This window comes from Clostridium sp. OM05-6BH, from assembly GCF_003481635.1.
Classification (GTDB): domain Bacteria; phylum Bacillota; class Clostridia; order Lachnospirales; family Lachnospiraceae; genus Butyribacter.
Genome location: NZ_QULH01000002.1, coordinates 285,083 through 307,559 on the forward strand (window position 1 = coordinate 285,083; position 22,477 = coordinate 307,559).

A 22,477-nucleotide genomic window follows, 5' to 3' on the forward strand; every position below is an offset into this window, starting at 1 on the left:
GTTTCAATATGTATTATTAGGACAAAAGAGAAATTCCCTTTTCACCCTCTGCGATCTCGCCTATAATATATGCTTTTTCTCCAGCCTGCTCTGCTAAAGCTACTGTCTTGTCTGCATCAGCAGCATCTACTGCAAGAAGCATACCGATACCCATATTATAAGTGTTATACATCATCTCTTTGGAAATGTTGCCTTCTTTTGCCAACATGTCAAAGATCGGTGGGATCTCGTAACTTCCCACTTTGATATTTGCATGTGCATTTTCAGGAAGCATACGCGGAATATTCTCATAAAAACCACCGCCTGTAATATGGCTGCAGCCTTTGATCGTTACGCCACCCTCTTTGATCGTGCGCAGTGCCTTCACATAAATCACAGTAGGTGTTAATAATGTTTCACCAAGTGATTTTCCGCCAAGAGACTCGTATGTTTTATTCAAGCTTTCTTTTTTCATTTCGAACACTTTGCGAACCAAAGAATATCCATTGCTGTGAATACCGGAAGAAGCAATTCCAACCAGCACATCACCTTTTGCAATTGTTTTACCTGTGATCATATTTTTGCGGTCAACAACACCAACCGCAAAACCGGCAAGATCATACTCATCTACCGGATAAAATCCAGGCATTTCTGCAGTCTCACCACCGATCAAAGCTGCACCGGACTGTTTGCAGCCGTTTGCCACACCGGATACGATGGAAGCAATCTTTTCCGGTTCATTCTTGCCACAGGCAATATAATCAAGGAAGAATAACGGTTCACCACCTGCACAGGCGATGTCATTAACACACATTGCGACACAATCAATACCAACGGTATCATGGCGATCCATTTCAAATGCCACTTTCAATTTGGTGCCAACGCCATCTGTTCCGGATACTAAAGTAGGCTGTTCCATTGTCTTGAACGCCTCCATAGAAAATGCTCCTGAAAATCCACCGATATCAGTAAGCACTTCACTGCGCATCGTTCCGGCAATATGCTCTTTCATCAGTTCTACCGCTTTATATCCGGCTTCAATGTCTACTCCCGCATTCTTGTAATCCATGTTTTCCTCATTTCTGCGTTGCAATCGTAATAGTATTATATAAATCGGGAAATATCCCATAATGCAATTCATCGCAGGCAACGCACTACAACAAATGTATTGCATAAACATAGCAAATCTACTTTATTGTAGCACAATTCCTACTGTTTGTCATTGGAATTTTCCAAAAAATTCTCAAAAATATCACTTGTTTTTGTCAAAATAGCCCAATACGCTAACGGAATCCCTGCCGGCATAAACTGTAATTGCACCTTGTTCGGTAGTGGATAATATATGTGCAGATATGCTGTTTAGACGAGATAATAATTCCCGATGCGGATGGCCGTAACGATTATTTTTACCACAGGAAATGATCGCATATTGCGGTTGCACTTGCGCTAGAAATTCAGCACTGGTTGAATTTTTGGAACCATGATGTGCTACTTTTAGAATGTTAAATCTGGTGCCGGAACGCTTTAACTGTTCTAAGACATACTGCTCTCCGTCACCTTCCAGATCACCACATAATAGCATCTTTGTTGAATAATACGTAACTTCTAAAGTCGTAGAATATGCATTTGCAGAAGAAGCATCAAAAAAAGGTTTTGGATGCAGACAAGCAACAGATAATGCGCCTTTTTGCAGATGATCGCCGGCACATATTGTTTGAATCGGAATATCTGCCTGCTTGGCAGCAGTGATCATCTGGCGATATCCTTCTTCACTCTGCATTTCTTGCGATGGCAATGGTAAAAGAAGTTTGCGGATTTGGATATCCTGGCGGTCTGCAACATACTTCATTAATTCCAGCTGACCGGATATATGGTCTTTGTCAGCATGAGTCATGATCATATAATCTATGCAGTGAATTCCTTGTGATTTGAGATATGGAATCAAACAATACTCTCCTATATTGTTTTTGCTGGTGCTTCCACCATCAATTAAAAATGTAGTGCCATCGGTGTGCTGCAGTAAAATACCATCCCCCTGCCCCACATCCAGAAAAACAGCCTTAAAGTATTTTCGCGGAATGGGAAAAAGCAGAAGGATAACTGCAGCAGTCCAGATCAGCAAAGGATAAGGCTTGATAATCGTGCGTTTATTGATCCATAGTAGAGATAAGGCAAGAATAATGTAATATATCACGATGCGAGATATTTGTGGTTGCCCGAGAATCAGTGAATGAATTGGCAATCGTTGGAACAGCCTGCACAAATATTCATAAAACGACAGAATGCAGTAGGTGGTGCCGAACAAAAAATGCGACATAAACGGCAGCCACAGACCTAGTATACATGCAACGCCGCCGATCAGCACCAGATAAGAAACCAGTGGCAGCACTAAGAGGTTCAGAAATATCCCGTAGACCGGAATCTCATAAAAAAAGAACAGTACGATTGGCAGTGTAGTTAGTTGAATGGCGGCACTGGCCAATAACGATTGTGTTGTTTTTTCCAGGAGAAGAAAGAGTTTACATTGGCATTTATCCAATAGCGTACCTTGCTGTTTTTCTCGTATCCAACGCCTCTTTTTGCGGAGTTTGGCGCGGCGCTTTTCGGAATCACCTACTATGATCATCTGCAGAGCGGGTAAAATAGCAGCAATGCCGAGCACAGCGAAATAAGATAATAAGAAACTGCAGGAATAGACAGCATAAGGATTTTGCAGTGTAATGATGCAGGCACTGATTGCCAGTGATGAAAGTAAATCGTAACTTCGATGCAGCAGATCTGCTGCGAATAACAAGAGCATCATGATAACGGCACGACTGGTTGAAATGCTAAACCCCGTCATTAGTCCATACGATATTAAAAATGATATGGTTGCAAGAATACTGATACGCCTCGGCAGCCGGCAGATAAGCAGCAGGCGAAAAATACCGAAACAAAAGATCGTGACATGAAGTCCGCTGATCGCTAACAGATGACCAATGCCATTTTGCTGATATAGCTGTTTGATGTCTGAAGGAAGTTCTGTTTTTTGACCCAATAAAACAGCTTGCATTATACCAGCTTGCTTATCAGGCAGGCCGGATTCTATCGAAGTTGATAATTGATGTCTGATTTCATCCAATTTTGTAAAAAATATGTTAGAATGGCCGGACACCACTTCGATCTGGTCAGCGTATAATTGATAATAGAAGTTTAGCTCCCGATAATATTGTTTTTGGTCAAATTCGCCCGGATTGGATGCCGTGGCAAAATTTTTCAGGGTGCCGAAACACTGTATCGTATTACCGGGAATAAGTGATGAAGTTTGATCTGAATAAACGATCATATTGGAAAAATTATATACTTTCTGTCCGGAAATATGGACAGATACTTTTTTGAGATATAAACGATTGGATGAATCAGTAGACTCTGCACGATAATAAATTCCCTTTATGCAAGCATTTATCTTATCATTATTTTTAGTGAGCAATGCCTCATATGGATAATTCTTCTGCCATTGTTCCTGCATGTGCGTGGCATGAAACCAGACCAACAGAAGCATACAGATCGTACAGATCCAAACACAGGGTCTGCGAATATAAATCACCTCTTTAGAATCACTGGACAAGATCAAGATTTCTAGTAAATACATCTCCAAATGGCATAGAATCGTTATAGAATAATTCCTGTTTGCCGTTAATACTAAATTGCACTTTTGTAATATCCGGCAGTTCGATCAATGTATTAACGACAGAATAAATAGCCACTTCTGCTGTAATCCCGTCCGGTTTATTTAAAAACTGCTCTGAAAAATCAACATAACAGGTATGCTCTTTCATGGTAACTTTGTTAAGGATCGTATCTTTAGGAATTGTTGCCTGAATATCCTTGGAAGAAACACCGTCGATCGTTGATGGTCCCTTTAGAAGCTGTTCAATGACTAGCTGCTCTAACGGAATTGTCGCATCATATGTAATCTCAACCGGTACTTCAACAAGCTTATCTCCTTTTCGAGATGCAAAATACATATTTACAGTTGCGGTCTGACGATATGTTGAACCACTGTCTGTATTATCAATAAAGCTGCCGGCAGTCATATAGCCGATGGAATTCATATTCGAATCGGTCAACGGTTGTCCTGCAACATAAAATTGCACAGCACGAACATCTTTAGACTGGCAGAGAGTTTTAACGATCGCAGCACGGCGCAAAATCTCATTAACTCCGGAATAATTGCCATAGGCGGCATCCAAGTAAAGTGTCAGGTCACCGTTGTTATCAATAACGAAGTCATCAACAGATACATTGTCCGGAATGGCTTTTTTCATAGATACATCGGAAGGCTCTTTTTGAAGGTTATGCAGTAATTCCTTGATAAGAGTTTCGCCTTTCTTATTCTTAGGAGCATATTTCTCGTAAGTCACTTTCGTTTCAGCAGCGTTTATGCAATAAATATAGTATCCGGTATAATCCTTATGGGGGCGTGCGTGTACGAAAAGAAATGCCCAGACCAATATAGCGATCACAAGCAGAACGATCCATGGGACAAAATGATATTTATGAGTTGTAACGATGGTCTTTTCTTCCACGACCTCACCTCCAATTTTTTTCATATAATCAGACAACATAAGTCAATGGGATACGCACCGTAAAGGTAGAACCCTCTTTTTCTTTACTGTGCAGCTTGATCGAGCCGCGGTGCAGCAACACAGTACTTCGTGTTAAGGATAAACCAAGTCCGGTTCCACCGGTATCACGGGATCTGGCCTTATCAACACGATAAAAACGATCAAAAATTTTATCTTGCACATCTTCAGGAATACCGACACCGGAATCTTCTATTTTGACATAGAAAAATTTATGATCGGCATTGAGGGTAACGCGCACCCAGCCATCGTCATAATTATACTTGATCGCATTTTCAATCAAATTATTCAATGCGATCGACAGTTTTACCTCGTCAACATCTGCCATTATCGGTCGAAAACTCTCATAGATCAATTCGATGTTACGTTCCGCAGCAATCGGTCGTAAGCGCTTTAGCAACTGTTCGATCAAATCGTTGATACTGATATTGACAATATTCATTTCTGCAGTATTTTTATCAAGTTTTACCATTGTGAGAAGATCGTTGATGATATTTGTCATACGTTCGATCTCATGCGTGATATCCACCAAAAATTCACGATATAATTCTTCCGGCATACCTTCTTGAGAAAGCAGGGAATCTGACAATACCTTCATAGATGCTAATGGTGTCTTTAATTCGTGAGACACATTAGAAGCAAAGCTTTGTTTTGCTTCATCCTGCTGCCTGATAACATCGATCATGCGGTTAAAAGATTCTGAAATTCGTTCAACCTCGGAGTAAGTATGCACATCTAACTTAGTGTCCATATCTCCTGCGGCAATGTCATCAATAGATTCTGTAACACGCTGTAATGGTCTGGTGATCAAAACCGAGTAACCAAACGCAAGAAACATGATAACGATTGCGATTGTTAATATCAAAATAATGCTGCGTCGGTTGATCACATTTGCAGTTGTACGAAAATTCTTGGTGGAAAAAGTCAAAATGATCGCACCGGTCGTCTGTTCAGTAGACGCGTTTACGATCGGCATCGTAAGCTGTACGTAGTCACCGAGATCATTTACGTAACGTTTTTCATGATCAACAAAGCAACGAACTACTTCTGAGGAGATCATAGTTTTGCCAACTTCCAGATTAAACGTATCTGTTACGACAGACAGATCCTGATTGATGATCAAAACACGCCCCTGATAGATGGTTGCAATAGATTCCGCCTCCTGTTCAACTTCAGGTGCCTCCTGTCCGGTAAGATATTCAGAACTGTTAACAAGGTTACTGAGGACGGTTCCATAAGATTGAATCTCATCCGTTCGTTGAGAGATCAGTCTTTTCTCGTAAGAATTAATTAGAATATTCGAAAAAAAGATGACCGGTATCAAACCAATCACCACCAGTACGGCAAACAATTGCACCCGCATACTGCGGATCTGCACTAGTAATTCTTTTCCTCGCTCAAGCAAAATGATTCCTCCAAACGGCTGTCAGGCCACAAAATAGTAATACATACGGCTGGATATGCCTATCGTTGGAAATAATAGCCAACACCCCATTTGGTATGGATATATTTTGGTGCACTTGGGGTTGTTTCAATTTTTTCTCGAAGTCTTCGAATATGTACATCGACGGTTCTGACATCACCCGGATAATCATATCCCCAAACGGTATTGAGAAGTTCTTCACGACTATATACTTTATTAGGGTGAAGCATTAAAAGTTCCAACAGGTCGAATTCCTTTGCCGTCAGATTCACTTCTTTGTCATCAATGTAACCTCTACGGCTGTCCAGATCAATGCGAAGTGATTCAAATGAAAGTACCTTTTCAGGCTCTTTGGCTGTTTTGGAACTGCTTCGGCGAATAATAGCACGGATCCTTGCCTTTACTTCCAAAATGTTAAAAGGCTTCGTAATATAGTCATCCGCACCATACTCCAGCCCCAGGATCTTATCCATATCTTCACCTTTAGCAGTCAGCATTATGATAGGAACATCCGAAGATTCGCGAATCTGCTGGCACACTTCAAAACCTGTAAGTTTTGGCAGCATCACATCTAATAATATGACATCATATTGATTGGAGGATGCAAGTGAAAGAGCTTCCTCACCATCATAAGCACAATCAACTTCCATGCCGTCCTGTTCCAAGCTAAAACGAATTCCCTTAACAATTAACTTTTCATCGTCTACAACCAATACTTTCTTTGCCATATTTCCCTCACTTTCGACGTTAAACATAAACGTCTCTCTTTATTTCAAATAGTTATTTTGTTTTTAATCTTATCGAAGACACCATTTTTGATCCCGGATATATTCATAATATCCTCGATCTTTTGGAAACTGCCATGCTCTGTGCGATAGGCAACGATAGCGTTTGCCTTGGATTCCCCAATTCCAGGCAACGATAACAATTGCTCTTTCGTAGCTTTGTTGAGACTGATCTTGTCCGACGAAGTGGCAGATGCAGTCTGTGCATCGGATTCTGCGCGTGGCTGATCCTTTGCTGTCTTTGATCGGCGCGGAATCTCTATCTGCTCTCCATCCTGAACGAAACGAGCCTGATTGACGGCATTGGTGTCTGCTTTTTTGGTTAATCCTCCTGCAGATGCAATAACATCGCAGATGCGGACAGACTCATTAAAACGATATACGCCAGGGTGCTTCACGGCACCACAAATGAAAACGGCAATCTCAGACGAATCCGTATTCACAGGCTTAGATGTATCACCAGCCGGAGCGCTGCTTTCTGATACGGATGCCTGAAAATTTGATTCTTTCGTAACCGGATCTTGCCCTTTCGTATACCAAAAGCCTGCGCCAAATAGTATGGCACCACAAATAATCCAAATGATCCATTTTTGTTGTTTCATAACATTACCTCCTGCGAATTAGCGGGCAGGAATGTCTGATAAATATCGAAAATACGCAAATTATACATATTTACGGATAGAATGTATGTCTTTCGAACCTTACTCTATTCTAACGAATCTTTTTCATAATTACAAGTATAAGAATCTACAAAAATTCTTACATATTTCTTACTATTTTTGACAGACAACGAGCGGATGCGTCTGTCAAAGGTATGGTTGTTTATTGTAGGACATCTGCTCATTTTCCAAACAGTTCATCCCACTTAAAAAGCATGATACCGCCGATCATTACGGCAATGCCAAACAGTCTTGTCCATGCAAATCCTGCTTTTGTGGTGCCAAATAGGCCAAACAATGAGATAATATATGATACGATCAATTGTGCAGAGACAATAAACATCGTAGCCTTCGCAGGTCCCAGCTGATTGATCGCAACAATGACGGTATATGTGATAAATGCACCAATGACACCGCCAAGAAGCATATACCATGGTTTTACCTGTACAATGCCTGAGATGGAACCTTCTTTACCAGTCACAAACCAGGCTGCCACACATATGACGAAAGCAGTGATCTGAACAAAACCTGCAGCTACCCATACACCGGCCTGTTTGGTCACTTCTGCATTAAAAACCCCCTGTATACTCATCAACATACCGGATAATAGACCGATCAACATTCCTAACATAGAAATTCTCCTTTCTTCTACCAAAGCAACGAGAGCCGGACGAAATTCTGCCCGACTCTTCGTGAGAGTTCTATATTAAGTTGTTTCCCAATTTGCGGTGCTCTATTCGGATAAAACGTCATCTAATACGTTGATCATTTTATCAATATGCTCTTTTTCGACAATAAGTGGCGGCACAAAACGTATAATATTTGTACCTGCACTGATCAGAACAACGCCTGCTTGCAAGGCTTTTGCAACTACGTCTCCAGCCGGGATCGTAAGTTCCATCCCCTGCATCAGACCAAGGCCACGCACCTCTTTGACTTTATCCGGATGTGCTTCTGCCAAGGCTTCTAACTTTTCTGTCAGATATGGTGCGATCTCATTAACATGATCCAAAATGTGCAATTTATCATATTGATGAAATACTTCGCAAATGGCAGCAGTTGCGAGCGGATTACCGCCATAAGTAGTACCGTGATCCCCCGGTACCATCGCAACGGCATATTTTTCTGTGGCAGCGAAGGCTCCAACCGGAACACCACAACCTAATGCTTTGGCTGTAGTCAAAATATCCGGTGTCACACCATAATGCTGATAGGTGTACATTTTGCCGGTACGCCCCATACCACACTGGATCTCATCAAAGATCAATGCGATATCTTTTTCATCGCAGAGTGTACGCAGGCCTTTGATAAACTCTGGTGTTGCAGGATGGATTCCTCCCTCACCCTGCAAGGTCTCTAACAGGATTGCACAGGTCTCATCGGTTACCAGTGCCTTAACGCTTTCCAGATCATTGTAAGTTGCAAAAGAAACGCCACCGATCAACGGCTCAAACGCTTCTCTGTAATGTTTGGTTCCGGTTACAGACAAAGCACCCATCGTGCGGCCATGAAAAGAATGATCCATCGCGATCACTTCACCTTTGCTCTGTGGATTTTTATTAAAAGCATACTTTCTCGCCAGCTTAATTGCACCCTCGATCGCCTCTGCTCCACTGTTTGTAAAAAATACCCTGTCCATACCAGAAACATTGCATATTAGTTCTGCTGCTTTGATCGCAGGTTTTGTGTAATAAAGATTGGAAATATGGATCAGATCATCGATCTGGTCTTTTAATGCCTGCTTAAATTCTTCGTTACTGTATCCTAGTGCTGATACAGCAATACCGGCACCCATATCCAGGTATTTTTTCCCTTGGTCGTCATACAAATACATACCTTCACCTTTGGTGAATACAACACTTCTATTGTAAGTATGAATAAAATGTTTGTCTGCTTCCTGTATTGTCATCGTTCTCATCCTCATTTCTATCAAATTAATATTATGTGCCGGCTTTCTTAAATCTCATTACTGTATCGTCCACTGTCATCACCAATGATCGCCGTACCGATACCTCGTTTTGTAAAGAACTCCAAGAGTAAGCAGTGATCTCGTCTTCCATCCAAAATATGCACTCTGCCAACGCCGGAATTTACAGCGTGAATACAGTTGTTGACCTTTGGCAGCATACCGCCGCTGATAATGCCGGCTTCTATTAATTTGTTGGCTTCGATCAGATTCAGAACAGACACCAAAGTTGTTGGATCATTGGGATTCATGCAGACACCTTCAACATCCGTCAAAAATGCCAGTTTTTCTGCTCGAATACCACCTGCGATCGCACATGCTGCATCATCAGCATTGATATTATACGTATTGCCCTCGTCATCCATTCCGATAGGTGCAATGATCGGAATATAATCATTTTCCAAAAGTGTATCGATCACTTCGGTGTTAACATGATCAATATCCCCGACAAAACCGATATCTTTTCCGTTTGGCATTTTCTTTTGAACATGAAGCATACCGCCATCTTTTCCACAAAGCCCGATCGCTTTGACACCCAAATGTTCAACCATGGATACCAGATTTTTGTTAACGCGGTTAAGAACCATCTCAGCAATTTCCATTGTGTCTTTATCCGTCACGCGAAAACCCTCTTCAAAGCGTGTTTCTTTACCGACTTTACTGATCCATTTGCTAATCTCCTTGCCCCCGCCGTGTACAATGATCGGCTGCATACCGACCAATTTTAACAAGGCGACATCTTTGATCACACTCTCTTCCAGATTGTGATCTAACATAGCACTTCCGCCGTATTTAACAACGACTTTTTTTGAGTTGAAGTCTCGAATATACGGTAGTGCTTCGATCAATGTTTCTGCCTTGACGGTAATGTTATCTAAATATCTTTGCTGCTCTTCGTTACTCATAGTTTTTTCTATCCTCGCTTTTATGTACTTTCTTTTTTACTTAATAAGATTAAAGAGTCAAAAGGTCTGAATTTCCCAGACGGGCTATTTTTCTTATTATGGGAACATTGGGACAATCTTCAGCCCGGTATTCTCCGGCAGACCAAACATTAAGTTCATATTTTGAATTGCCTGACCAGCTGCCCCCTTGACAACATTATCAATAGCACCCATCATAATGATCCTTCCGGTTCTCTCATCAATCTTGAAGTTGACATCTACAAAATTGCTGCCTTCTACCCAGCGGGTCTCTGGATAGACATCTTTGTTTAATACGCGAACAAAATATTCATCCTCGTAATACTTATCATATACAGCTTTTACATCCTCATAGGAAAGTTTTGTTCGCAAAGTCGCATAAGAGGTTGCTAAGATTCCTCGATTCATCGGCACCAGATGTGGGGTAAAGTTAATAAGAACTTCTTCTCCGGAGGCATAGGACAACTGGTCCTCGATCTCCGGTGTGTGACGGTGAGAAGCAACACCATATGGTTTAATACTCTCATTTACCTCACAGTAAAGATTCGCAACCTTAGCGCCTCTGCCGGCTCCTGAGGTACCGGATTTAGCATCAATGATCACAGTATTCATATCGATCAGGCCCTCTTTTGCCATTGGATAGATGGATAATGTGGAACAGGTTGGGAAACAACCCGGATTAGCGATCAGGCGCGCATTTTTTATATCCTCACGGTTGACTTCACATAAGCCATAAACAGCCTCTTTAATAAACTGTGGACTCTGATGTTTGATGCCATACCATTTTTCATATTTAGCAACATCTTTAATACGGAAGTCTGCACTCAGATCAATGATCTTTGTCTTTGATAATATCTCTTCATTTACCAGAGAACCGCATAATCCTTGTGGTGTTGCGGTAAAGATCACATCTGCCTGTTTCGCTAATTCATCCATATTTTCGCCCATGCATTTGGCGTCAACAAGATTCACCATATTACCAAACACACTGCTGTATTTTTCATCTACATAGGAGCGTGAACCATACCATACAATCTCTGCATCCGGATGCTGCAACAAAATTCTGACCAATTCCTGTCCGGCGTATCCGGTGGAACCAATAATGCCTACTCGAATCATAAAATCCCTCGTTTCTGCTAAAATGTATATTTATTCATAACAATGGACGTGATGTATCTACAACTTTTAGGCAAAAACGTCCATCAGCTCAATATTATACGTCATTTGCTTTTTGATTGCAATAGATATTTATACATTACGTGAATTTTAAAAAAAGATTGATCAGAATACGATTTCTACTTAATAAATCATTCAAAATAAGATCATTTCACCAGAAAATAGTATTGAATAAATATGCAGAATGATGTATATTTATAAACAGTCATAACAGTGATACAAAATTACAGTAAAAAAGGAAAAAGGATTTGCAATCAACTGTAATTGTGTTTATACTGTTATCTGTATGGCAGATCATGCCATCGCAAAAGAATAATATGCCGTAGTCACGGCGGAATGGAGGAAAAAACATGAAGGAAAAAGTGATTCTTGCCTATTCAGGCGGACTTGACACCACAGCAATCATCCCTTGGTTGAAGGAAAACTATGATTACGAAGTAATCTGTGTCTGCATTGATGTCGGACAGGAAAGCGAGTTGGATGGTTTGGAGGAGCGTGCAAAATCTTGTGGTGCATCCAAATTATATATTGAGGATGTTATCGATGAGTTTTGTGATGACTATGTCGTTCCTTGTGTTCAGGCAAATGCTATTTATGAGAACAAATATTTATTAGGTACTTCAATGGCTCGTCCATTGATCGCTAAGAGATTGGTAGAGATTGCTCGTAAAGAGGGCGCATCTGCGATCTGCCATGGTGCTACCGGTAAAGGTAACGATCAGGTTCGTTTTGAGCTTGGTATTAAGGCACTCGCCCCTGATCTTCGTATTATCGCTGCTTGGAGAGATCCAAACTGGACAATGGATTCCAGAGAGTCTGAGATCCAGTATTGCCGCGATCATGGAATTGATCTTCCATTCTCAGCAGACAACAGCTACAGCCGTGACCGTAACTTATGGCACATCAGCCACGAAGGCTTAGAATTAGAGGATCCTGCAAATGCACCTAATTATGATCATTTGCTTGTACTTGGTACTACTCCGGAGAAGGCTCCGGATGAAGGCGAAATCGTTACTATGACATTCGAGAAGGGTGTTCCAAAGTCTGTCAATGGCAAGGAAATGAAAGTATCTGACATCATCCGCACCTTAAATAAATTGGGCGGCAAGCATGGTATCGGTATCGTTGATATTGTAGAAAATCGTGTTGTCGGAATGAAGTCTCGTGGTGTATATGAGACACCGGGTGGAACAATTCTTATGGAAGCACATCAGCAGCTTGAGGAATTGATCTTAGATCGTGATACATATACAGCTAAGAAAGATATGGGCAACAAGTTTGCAGATATTGTTTACGAAGGCAAATGGTTTACGCCACTTCGTGAGGCTGAGCAGGCATTCATTGAGTCCACACAGAAATATGTAACAGGTGAAGTAAAGTTCAAACTGTACAAAGGTAATATTATCAAACAGGGAACCACTTCTCCATACTCCATTTATGATGAAGATATTGCATCTTTCACAACCGGTGAGCTTTACAACCATAAAGATGCAGAGGGATTCATCAATCTGTTCGGACTGTCTTCTAAGGTTCGTGCTATGAAGCTTGGTTCTTTCGTAGAATTAAACGACAAATAATTTGTCCTTGTTTTTAACAGTCAACAAAATATAAAACAGCTATTATCCGAATTTATGGTAATAGCTGTTTTCTTTTATTTAATAGGCAATTGCTGTTATGTAGTGTGATGCTACCAAGAATTGCTTTAGCAATTCTTGCAAAGCAAAGCGCTGGCTTTGCTTTTTTTATCATAATATTGTATTGTACAATAGACTATTTTTTTAGTTAGAAGGAAAATGCATTTTCCATTCGTGAACCAATGCACCTAATGGAAGTCCAACTACATTTGAATAATCACCATGAATTTCTTTGATATATGCTGCAAAAGCACCTTGAATTCCGTATGCACCGGCTTTATCCATTGGTTCGCCGGTTGCAATATAGTCCGTAATCTCCTGCTTTGTCATTGGATAGACAGTAACATCCGTCCGTACATGAAAGGTATGTGCTCTCTGACTGTTTGTATCAGTGCTTATGATCGTAACGCCGGTATATACGCTGTGGGTATTTCCCTGAAGTGCATTTAGCATCGCATAGGCCTCTTCTTCGGACGAAGGTTTTCCCAGAATCGTGCCATCCTGTAATGCAACGACAGTATCTGCACCAAGTATATAACAATCTGAATATTCTGGTTTTGACGCTACATCGCTTGCTTTTCGAAAAGATAACTCTTCCACCGCTTCTGAAGGGCTTTGATCCTGCAACGATTCATCGGCATCGCTGGTACGTACTTCAAAGGAAATGCCAATCTGTGATAAAAGTTCCTGACGTCGTGGAGAACCGGAGGCTAAAATGATTTTTTTCATTGTGTCAATCCTTTCCTTGTCTGAGTGTGAGTGCAATCTGAGCTTAACATAATGATCGGTCAATGACCGCGGAATAATTCCGGATGTCCCTCTAAATGCGCGCTGTCGTTAAAACGGTCCAAAAAGAATCCATGTAATGTTTCATCATAATGGATTGCTGTGATACTGCAGTTTTCCAATGAAGTACCAAATTGGAGCCGTCGAGCAAAACTGCCGCCAAACAATGCGCAGAGCAACACACGAATAACACCGCCATGACAGACCACAGCGACCTGTTTAGCATCTGTATGTAAAATTTCATCAAATACCGGAAGGACGCGATCAAGTAACATTGCACCATCTTCCCCACCAGGATAGATCATCTCTTCTACCGGGACAAAGAAATCACCGACATATTTGGCAGGGGAATCGATTGTTACCGGTTGTTTACTTTGTCTATTGGAGCGTTTTTGCTCAAATAAATGCTGTTGTTGTTTATAATAGTTTGCGTAAAAACTCTTTACCTGCGCATCCGGAATTCCGGTAAGATCGCCGAAATCAATTTCTGCAAGTCCGGATCGAACCTGCAGATGATCCAATAAAAATTCATTATGCGAAAAGGCAATTTCGGCAGTCTGTTTGGCACGGATCAGATCACTGCAATAGACCGCATCAATGGAATAATTCCGTAGTCTTTTGCCAAGAAGCTCAGCCTGTTTTATGCCGGCATCTGCCAAAGGTACATTTACATTACAGTCACTGCTATTTTGTCTGCCATGTCGGATCAAATAAAAGATCATTTCGCACTCTTCCTTTCTTTCCAAAGACTTGCAGCATTGCTTCCGGTAACCGGAATAATATCTTTCGTAAAAAGTGTATCGTCATAAAGTTTTGTATCTGTGTTCTTTTGGTCGTCAGCTTTTAGCTGTTCGTATTTGGCTTTACGGACTTCATAATCGGTACCGGTGGCAGCAGACACATCGATAGATGCATATAGCGCATAGCCATCAAGCCAGTTTTGTTGTACTTCGTCCCAGCTTGTAAAATTGGCTTTTAATTTTTTGGCAGCAGGTTCGATCACTGCCTGTGCCTCAGAAATCGTCAGATAACCTGCTACATAACCCCATTGTGCTAAATGGGAAATGCGGCACATATCCCAAGCGAGAAGCCCCTTCTTTCTCCAAGTTTTCCAATTGTAACGGATCATTTCATAATGAACTTTCATATCCCCGGACAATTGCTTCATGGCAGTTTTTAACTCTTTGGCTGACATCGAGCGCATTTGTGCCGCTTCCTTACGGTATGTCGAACGGGAACCTGTATGCAGTAAATCATACATTTGGTCGATCAACTGTTTGCGGTTTGAAATATTCCAGCTCTTTTGCAAGATCGCAGCGGCCGCTTTCTGATTGCCATCCGTCGGTTCGTATCCACCGAAATAATATACGTTGCCTTCGTTGATCGCGATCAAAACAGAACCCATGGCACGTCCCCACTGTCCAAGATTTGAATTTTTGTCCTCGTCGCTTACGAGAACTTTTGGTGTGGGTGATGCCTGTTTGTCTACGGTGGTCTGTTTATTACTGCTGCAGCCGATCAAAGTACTGCAAAGTATTGCCGTAATGCATACATAGGTTATCCATTTTTTCTGTTTGCTCATGCTTCTCCTCCATACCTGTAATATACAACTTCCCTATCTTTTAATAAAAGATAGAAAATATATTAGCACCGATTACGGTGATCATACCTGCAACTGCAATGGAAAGGCCGCTCATTGCACCCTCTACTTCGCCCATTTCAATTGCTTTAGCTGTTCCCATCGCATGGGATGAAGTGCCGATGGCAATTCCCTTTGCAACGGAATCCGTAATATGAAACCACTTTAAGATATATTCTGCCATAATATTTCCAAAAATACCAGTCAAAACGATCACTGCAACGGAAATTGTCACAATGCCGCCTAGTTCTTCGGAAATCCCCATGCCGATAGCGGTTGTAATGGACTTTGGAAGTAGTGTGACATATTGTTCGTGAGTCAGTCCAAACAATACACTTAGTCCTAATACAGAGGCTAGACCTGCTACGGTACCGGCTATGATTCCGGTAAATATCGCTATCGCGTTTTTCTTTAAGATCTGCAACTGTTCATACAAAGGTATGGCCAAGGCAACTGTTGCCGGAGTCAGCAAATAGTTAATATACACTGCCCCCTTTTCGTAGACAGAATACTGAATATTACACACCTTTAATAAAACAATGATCAAGGTTACTGCAATAAGCAGGGGATTGAATATTGCAAGCTTAAATTTGTGCCTGATCAATAAACCGATCTCATAGGCAAGCAGTGTAACAATGCCGCCAAAAAATAATGAATTTTGTAATAGTTGTATCATGATGACTTAATAACCTCTTTTCTATAAGAATATATATGATCAGTCTTTAGGCTGCTTTTTCTTTGTTTTGTGATGCATAATAAATTGCGTTGCATATCCGGATACGACCATGACGATCACAGTTGTGACTAGCATGATCAGGAGAACCGGCAGTAAAATCTTACGCAGATCCCCCCAAGAATCCATGAGTCCAACGCCTGCAGAAACAAACAAGATCGGCATGATCTCTACGAGAAAGAGTCCTGTTTCGCGGACATGTTCTAAACGGATAACTCCGGTGCATAGTGCAATAAACAATAACAACATTCCATAGATACTTCCCGGCACAGGAAAAGGAAGCGCTAATTTAAGCACTTCCCCCGCAAATGACACCAGAAGAATCATACAAAATTGTTTAAAATACTTCATAATTAAACATCTGCCTTTCTGATAAACTCTTCTTGCGTTCCAACGTATTTACTTCCATTGGAATAATTTTTTCATTGTTGTTTTATCACTGTCACTGTAGTAACCATACTGCAAAATTTCATAGTTATGCAGAAGTGATGAAACGGTTTTTGATTCGGAATCCCCATAATTATGCCACTTTCCATTCATATCCATATATCCATTGACATTCATTGCAGGAATATCCTGAGATACTTTTTCGATATACTGGTTATAAAGCGGCAATGTAATACCTGCTTGCTTTAACAACATATTCTCCAAATAGTTGTTGCTGATCGAGACTTCTTTGGCTTCTTCAATATCATAGTTTGCCCAAATGATAAACGGCGTTGCGTATCGTTTCTGGATCTCTTCTAAGCCCCAGTCACTCTGCTTTTTGCCGAGAAGCGTTTCATAAAATTCGGTTTCAATCGATGGATGATGATCGCCAAACATACAGATGATGGTTGGCTCATCCTGTTTTTCAAAGTATTTTACCAAATACTGAAATGCATCGTCGGATACTTTGGTTGCTGACAAAAATTCTTTTGCTTCCGGCAAATGACTGCCTTCCGGATAAACCGGATCTTTCCAATTCGTATTGGTCAGATAACCGCCGTGATTTTGAATTGTCATATCAAATACAAAGAGCGGCTGGCCTTCCTTTTTATTTTTGTAGCGCTCGATAACTTTCTTGTAACTTTCCTTGTCACTGATATAACGAACATATTCCGGATTTTTGAAGTCATCGATCGTCAAAAACTGATCAAAGCCCATACTCTTATAAGAAGCCGTACGGTTCCAGTTAGCACCGCTGCTTGGATGAATTGCTTCACAGCGATAACCAAGTTTTTTGAGATAACCAGGCAACGCAAAGGTGGACTCATGCATAAACTGTTGATACACATTACTTCCACTTGGGAAAAACTTAATTGTATTTCCTGTCATTGCCTCAAACTCAGAATTACTGGTTCCTGCACCAAAGATAGACACATAATCTCGTCCATAAATGGTGTTCTCATCCAGGCTATGAATAAAAGCAAGCGGATCACGGTTATAATTAACCTTTCCGACCAGAGAATAGTCTGCAAGGCTTTCGTTCATGATCAAAATAATATTTGGCTGCTTGTTGCCAAGACTTTGATTAGTACTAAAGTCTTTGTTATACGTGCGCTTTTTGTTGGACTGCGTTGTGTTCGTCTCTTCGCTGCTGTTTCCATCAGTTTTAGTATTCTCTTTTTCAAAATCTGATAGAATATCCTTTACCTTTGCCTGTGAATAACCGGATGGCGTCGACACACGCAGGTAATGTAAATTGATGAAAAAGTTGAGGTAGAAACCGTTGTTCTGACAAGAAACCACCTTGTTCCACACGCTATCTTTGATCCCGCAGGTCTCCAGGATCGGTGTGGAATACAACAGAACGATGCAGGCTGCAGAAGTGACAACCGGAAGAACATGTCGCAACAGTTTCTGTTTGAAAGCGCGTTTTTTCTTATCACCGCGTAGTCTTAACAACAGAAGACACCAAATGAAAAATGCTGGAATCGCAACAAATTGTGATGGTGTCATCGTCAAATGATACTTGTCAGCGACCTCGGTTGCAGTTGTTACACCCAAAATATCAGCCGGAAGGAATGGAGTTCCTCGAACATTCATTAGGAAAAAATTGACCAGACCAACCGGGAACAATATGATATCAAGTATAAGCGCAGCTCTCTCCGCATTGCCGATCACACCAAAGATCAACAATTGTATTGCTCCCAAAAAGACCCAGGTAAAGATCCAGACATTCGGATACGTTTTTTGAAAAGTTCCATTTAGCAGTTCCAACATTAGGAACAACAAAAATGGATTTAATATCAATACCGTCCTACGGGCATAACGATATACCTTACGCTCTGCCAGACACCATTTGACAAAATCTTTCAAATTACGGATTTTTAATCTCTTTTTGATCGCTTCGCCGGATTTGTCGGATCTACGGAGCAGTTTGTCGTGTCTTTTGCGCAGACGAGGTGCGTATTCTGTGACACGCTCAAAGCAGAGTACAAACAATACGACAAATTCCAAGATCATTACGATAAATGGAAGCAGCAAACGATAATAATACGTATAAGAGATTGTCAGCGACTTCTTTTGTGTACGCATATTCAGCGTAGACAATGTCAGATTCGGATCTGTTCGATTGGTCGTATTTAGTGTCGGCAACGTTGCATAAGGGCGGTTGCCATTGCTGCAATTTAGTGCCAGACAACAGGTAACACCTTTCGGGATCGTTACCGTATGATCCATTTTTACGGTATACGTTGCATCCGGTTTTATGTCTTTGACCGGAATTGTTGTCTCATATACGGTTATATTTTCTCCATCTAACATTTGAATATGCAGATCAGTTCCTACTTTATCATATTCAAAAGAGCCAAAACTTAACGTAAAACCGGATAACACGACTTTACGATCAAATTGAAACTTCTGACGGATAATCTCTGTATCATCTAAAATACCGATCACACTGCTCTGTGAGTTGCCCGCTTCCGTTGTTACCTGCTGTTTTGCAAGCATAGAACCGGTAAGTACAAACTGTAATACAAAGATTGCGATGCTGATAAAGATAAAACACGCAACTCTTTTTTTGGAAAAGTGCAAGTACTTTTGCAACATACTCATGAAATTCTCACCATGCCTTTCTATAATCTGTCTGCTTACGTACAGATTACATATTTTTCATTTGCCAGAAAATTGTGTTAACAATTCTTACATAGCAAAATGTTAGTCTTGCTATGTAATCTAAACATTTATTCTTCCTGTTTATTTTCTCTATTTGTATCTTTTTTATAACTTTGTTTTGCATAAGCCCATTCTGTAGTATTTTTCTTTTGGACTGCACTGGCCGGAAGAGATTGATATAGCTGATATGCTAATTTACAAGCACCGGCAGTCAGGATCACAATGCATAATTCTACGACCAATAATGGCACAATGCCTGCGCGGTAAAACGCTGCAATAAAATCCACTAATGCATGAATTCCCATAGCGATCCACAGGTATTTGATCTTATCCGCTTTACGAACGGCATAAAAAACTAATACAGACAATGCAATCTGCAAAAACAACGCTGCGACACGCTCTAATCCTCCTAACATCAATGTATAGACGTTCATTTTGGATAAAGAGTCTACTATCGATTGATAGGAAGCAATCGCGGTATCATTTCCTGCCATTTTATCAATTAATTTATCCATTTGACCATTATTGATCAACTGACAGTAGGTATAATTTTGTAAGTGACCTAATCCTAACACGATAATGCATTCAATGCCACCGTGTCCCAAGCCATAGGATACTGCCGTCTCACGTTCAGCATGATTTTTAAGAAATATTCGGAAAGCAATGTATCGTCCCGTTTCTTCAAAAAGGGCCGCCATAATACCGCCATATAAAGCATACGCCCATGGATTTCCTGTAAGGAACGTCGATACCGGACTATTGATTCGCAGGAAAAAGGTATGTGGTATTGCCTCGAGTACATAGGCAAACACAAAAAATATACCAGCACCTATAAAGACCGGAATCAGACTTTTGCGGGTACGCAGTTTCCATACAATAATCAGCACTAATGGAACAATAAAGCTAAACGTTGCTAACTCCATCATCAAATTCATAATCGAACTATCTATCATTCTATACGTTCCTTCCTTTCTAAATCTGCAAAAAAATGTTCTGCCTATTTATGAAACATAATATATTCGCTGTCAAACATTTTAGCAAGACAAGCTGCACCAATAGCGGTGACTACTAAGTTAGAGGCGATAGTGGTAAGTATTAATGATCCATGCACATGGAACGAGAAAATACCGACCATAGACTGGACACTGTTATAGATCGGGATCAGATAATAATAGATCTGCGATCTGGCACCCGAACCAAACATGGATGTAATACCGATCAACATCACAACGATCATTAATGGTGTTACATAGGTTTGTGCCTCTTTGATCGTTTTGGCAAATGCTGAGATCAGAGCGATCAGTGTGACAAGCACCAATGCAGTGGATAAGATAATGATCCCCAGCATGATATAGTCATCGACACCATAACTTGTACCAGATATTTTATTGGTCGATGCGGACATCAATTTTGGTACGGAAGCAATGGTTCCGATCGCACTGGATGCACCGCTTAGGAGTGCAATGATCGATAATGCAGCAATTTTACCAAGTGCAATATGGCTTCGTTTGACCGGAGTGATCAGCAACGATGCGATCGTACCGCGTTCTTTCTCTCCTGCTATGGATTCCGGTGCAACGGAAATACATCCGCTGTACAAAAAGATCAACAATAAAAATGGCAGCATCGAAGAAAAAAGCTGTGCGGTAGAATCTTTGTCATCTGCCATATCAAAGGTATCTGCTTTGGAATCCGCATGATTAACATCAAATTTATTGGCCATGGCAGATTCCTTCTGATCGAGGTAAGTACACAACGTATCATAAGCGTTCGCGGAATCCGTCGATGCAGAATTATAATAAATTGCAATATTAGGGGCCGGTTTACCGCTGCTTACCTCATATTCTTCTACTTGCTTTGCAAAATCTTCCGGAAAAACTATGCATAGCTCTGCCTTTTGGTCTTTGACCTTTTGGCGGGCAGAATCCATGGTATCCGCATTTCCTTTATGGATCCGAAAACCGTTTTTTTTCAATTCTGCAGACCAATCGTCCGGTATATTGACTGCGGTACATTTCGGCGCAAATTTGTCCGTTGTGAACTGACTTAACATGGCGTCACCCATAAACTGATACAGTACAAAGATCAAAATTCCCGGTAAAAGAATGGTCGTCATTACCATACGGTAGTCACCAAAGAAGCGTGCCAATTCTTTGCGCATAACAGTTAAGATCGTAGAATTCATTATGCACGCTCCTTTCCTGAAATGTTTGTCTCTTCCCGGCCGACATGATCCTGATACAGATCAAAAAAGCGATCCTCCAAACTCTTACCGGCGCATATTTCTGCTAACGTACCACATTCGATCATCGTTCCATTGATAATAATACCGACACGATCGCAGATACGCTCGATCAGGCTGAATATATGCGTGGATACGATCACCGTCTTCCCCTCTGCTTTTAGTTGCAGCAGAAAATCCGTTACAACTCTCGCAGTCAAAACATCCAAACCGTTGGTTGGTTCATCAAAGATGACAATATCCGGATCATGCACCAAAGAGATAGCAAGTGATGCTTTCTGCTTCATTCCGGTAGATAGATTGGCGATCTTTACTTCCGCAAATTCATCAATGCCAAAGATCTCGAATAAGTGCTTCTTTCGCTCTTTACGAAGATTAGCCGGCACCTGATGGAGATCCGAGAAAAAATCAAACAAATAATTTGGAGTAAAAAATTCTTCCAATCGAAGTTCACTGGTCAAAAATCCAATCTTACGCCGAACCTGCTCTGCTTCTTTTTGCACGGAATAACCACCAATGACAGCATCCCCCTCATCCGGTTTGATCAACGTTGCTAACATGCGGAGCGTCGTCGTCTTACCGGCTCCGTTTGGACCGAGAAGTCCGAAGATCTCACCCTCCATTGCATCGAAAGATAAATGATTGACGGCAACTCTTTTCTTGGCACCGGTATGTTCTATTTTTTGTTGTTTCTTGGAGAGAGCAAATGTCTTACATAATCCCTCTGCGTGCAATAACACGTTATCCATATATACCTCCCGTCCCTGCAGTCGATCGCTATTTCGCTATGCAGGTACTCAGTGTTTGC

Annotated in this window: 20 protein-coding genes; 1 reads left to right on the forward strand and 19 read right to left on the reverse strand. The window is 41.1% G+C overall.

Annotated features, from left to right (window positions below; all coding sequences use genetic code 11):
• Positions 1-16: 16 nt before the first annotated feature.
• The 10 genes from purM to argC all read right to left on the reverse strand — a co-directional run bounded on the left by purM (position 17) and on the right by argC (position 11,479).
• Positions 17-1,048 carry a phosphoribosylformylglycinamidine cyclo-ligase gene (gene purM / locus DXB73_RS03810; RefSeq protein ID WP_118690201.1) on the reverse strand — a complete coding sequence of 344 codons (1,032 nt, stop codon included), beginning with the start codon at positions 1,046-1,048 and terminating at the stop codon, positions 17-19.
• A gap of 183 nt (positions 1,049-1,231) precedes the next feature.
• Entirely contained in the window at positions 1,232-3,610 is a 2,379-nt protein-coding gene (locus DXB73_RS03815) for a DNA internalization-related competence protein ComEC/Rec2 (RefSeq protein WP_118690202.1), read from the reverse strand.
• On the reverse strand, positions 3,576-4,547 hold the full coding sequence (locus tag DXB73_RS03820; RefSeq protein WP_182448192.1) for a GerMN domain-containing protein: 972 nt from the start codon (positions 4,545-4,547) through the stop codon (positions 3,576-3,578). The genes DXB73_RS03815 and DXB73_RS03820 overlap by 35 nt, the downstream gene beginning before the upstream one ends.
• A 28-nt stretch (positions 4,548-4,575) precedes the next feature.
• The gene (locus tag DXB73_RS03825; protein WP_022025378.1) at positions 4,576-6,009 is read right to left on the reverse strand and encodes a HAMP domain-containing sensor histidine kinase; all 1,434 of its coding nucleotides are present in this window, start codon (positions 6,007-6,009) and stop codon (positions 4,576-4,578) included.
• Positions 6,010-6,068: 59 nt separating this feature from the next.
• On the reverse strand, positions 6,069-6,755 hold the full coding sequence (locus DXB73_RS03830) for a response regulator transcription factor (RefSeq protein ID WP_118506427.1): 687 nt from the start codon (positions 6,753-6,755) through the stop codon (positions 6,069-6,071).
• A 44-nt stretch (positions 6,756-6,799) separates the two neighbouring features.
• A complete protein-coding gene (locus DXB73_RS03835) occupies positions 6,800-7,414 on the reverse strand; it encodes a helix-hairpin-helix domain-containing protein (RefSeq protein WP_118690204.1) in 615 nt (204 codons plus the stop codon).
• A gap of 238 nt (positions 7,415-7,652) precedes the next feature.
• A complete protein-coding gene (locus DXB73_RS03840; RefSeq protein ID WP_118690205.1) occupies positions 7,653-8,102 on the reverse strand; it encodes a DMT family transporter in 450 nt (149 codons plus the stop codon).
• 102 nt (positions 8,103-8,204) lie between these two features.
• On the reverse strand, positions 8,205-9,380 hold the full coding sequence (locus tag DXB73_RS03845; protein ID WP_022025374.1) for an aspartate aminotransferase family protein: 1,176 nt from the start codon (positions 9,378-9,380) through the stop codon (positions 8,205-8,207).
• Between the two features lie 47 nt (positions 9,381-9,427).
• The gene (argB, locus tag DXB73_RS03850; RefSeq protein ID WP_022025373.1) at positions 9,428-10,342 is read right to left on the reverse strand and encodes an acetylglutamate kinase; all 915 of its coding nucleotides are present in this window, start codon (positions 10,340-10,342) and stop codon (positions 9,428-9,430) included.
• 96 nt (positions 10,343-10,438) lie between these two features.
• On the reverse strand, positions 10,439-11,479 hold the full coding sequence (gene argC, locus DXB73_RS03855; RefSeq protein WP_118690206.1) for an N-acetyl-gamma-glutamyl-phosphate reductase: 1,041 nt from the start codon (positions 11,477-11,479) through the stop codon (positions 10,439-10,441).
• 407 nt (positions 11,480-11,886) lie between these two features.
• Between argC and DXB73_RS03860 the strand changes: the two genes are divergently transcribed.
• On the forward strand, positions 11,887-13,113 hold the full coding sequence (locus DXB73_RS03860) for an argininosuccinate synthase (protein ID WP_022025371.1): 1,227 nt from the start codon (positions 11,887-11,889) through the stop codon (positions 13,111-13,113).
• Positions 13,114-13,314: 201 nt separating this feature from the next.
• On the opposite strand, the gene DXB73_RS03865 is transcribed toward DXB73_RS03860, so the two are convergent.
• The 9 genes from DXB73_RS03865 to DXB73_RS03905 form a co-directional block, all read right to left on the reverse strand.
• Entirely contained in the window at positions 13,315-13,899 is a 585-nt protein-coding gene (locus DXB73_RS03865) for a Maf family protein (RefSeq protein WP_118690207.1), read from the reverse strand.
• Positions 13,900-13,958: 59 nt separating this feature from the next.
• Positions 13,959-14,678: a histidine phosphatase family protein gene (locus tag DXB73_RS03870; RefSeq protein ID WP_118506389.1), complete on the reverse strand. Its 720-nt coding sequence runs from the start codon at positions 14,676-14,678 to the stop codon at positions 13,959-13,961.
• Positions 14,675-15,538: a DUF1266 domain-containing protein gene (locus DXB73_RS03875; RefSeq protein WP_022025367.1), complete on the reverse strand. Its 864-nt coding sequence runs from the start codon at positions 15,536-15,538 to the stop codon at positions 14,675-14,677. The genes DXB73_RS03870 and DXB73_RS03875 overlap by 4 nt, the downstream gene beginning before the upstream one ends.
• A gap of 40 nt (positions 15,539-15,578) precedes the next feature.
• Entirely contained in the window at positions 15,579-16,271 is a 693-nt protein-coding gene (locus tag DXB73_RS03880) for an LrgB family protein (RefSeq protein WP_022025366.1), read from the reverse strand.
• A 39-nt stretch (positions 16,272-16,310) separates the two neighbouring features.
• Complete coding sequence (locus DXB73_RS03885) at positions 16,311-16,679, reverse strand: CidA/LrgA family protein (protein ID WP_022025365.1); 369 nt, start codon at positions 16,677-16,679, stop codon at positions 16,311-16,313.
• Positions 16,680-16,727: 48 nt separating this feature from the next.
• Positions 16,728-19,367: an LTA synthase family protein gene (locus DXB73_RS03890; protein ID WP_118690208.1), complete on the reverse strand. Its 2,640-nt coding sequence runs from the start codon at positions 19,365-19,367 to the stop codon at positions 16,728-16,730.
• Between the two features lie 128 nt (positions 19,368-19,495).
• Complete coding sequence (locus tag DXB73_RS03895) at positions 19,496-20,380, reverse strand: YhfC family glutamic-type intramembrane protease (protein WP_022025363.1); 885 nt, start codon at positions 20,378-20,380, stop codon at positions 19,496-19,498.
• A 44-nt stretch (positions 20,381-20,424) separates the two neighbouring features.
• A complete protein-coding gene (locus DXB73_RS03900) occupies positions 20,425-21,612 on the reverse strand; it encodes an ABC transporter permease (RefSeq protein WP_118690209.1) in 1,188 nt (395 codons plus the stop codon).
• Complete coding sequence (locus tag DXB73_RS03905) at positions 21,612-22,418, reverse strand: ABC transporter ATP-binding protein (protein ID WP_118506393.1); 807 nt, start codon at positions 22,416-22,418, stop codon at positions 21,612-21,614. Before DXB73_RS03905 ends, DXB73_RS03900 begins: the two co-directional genes overlap by 1 nt.
• Between the last annotated feature and the right edge of the window lie 59 nt (positions 22,419-22,477).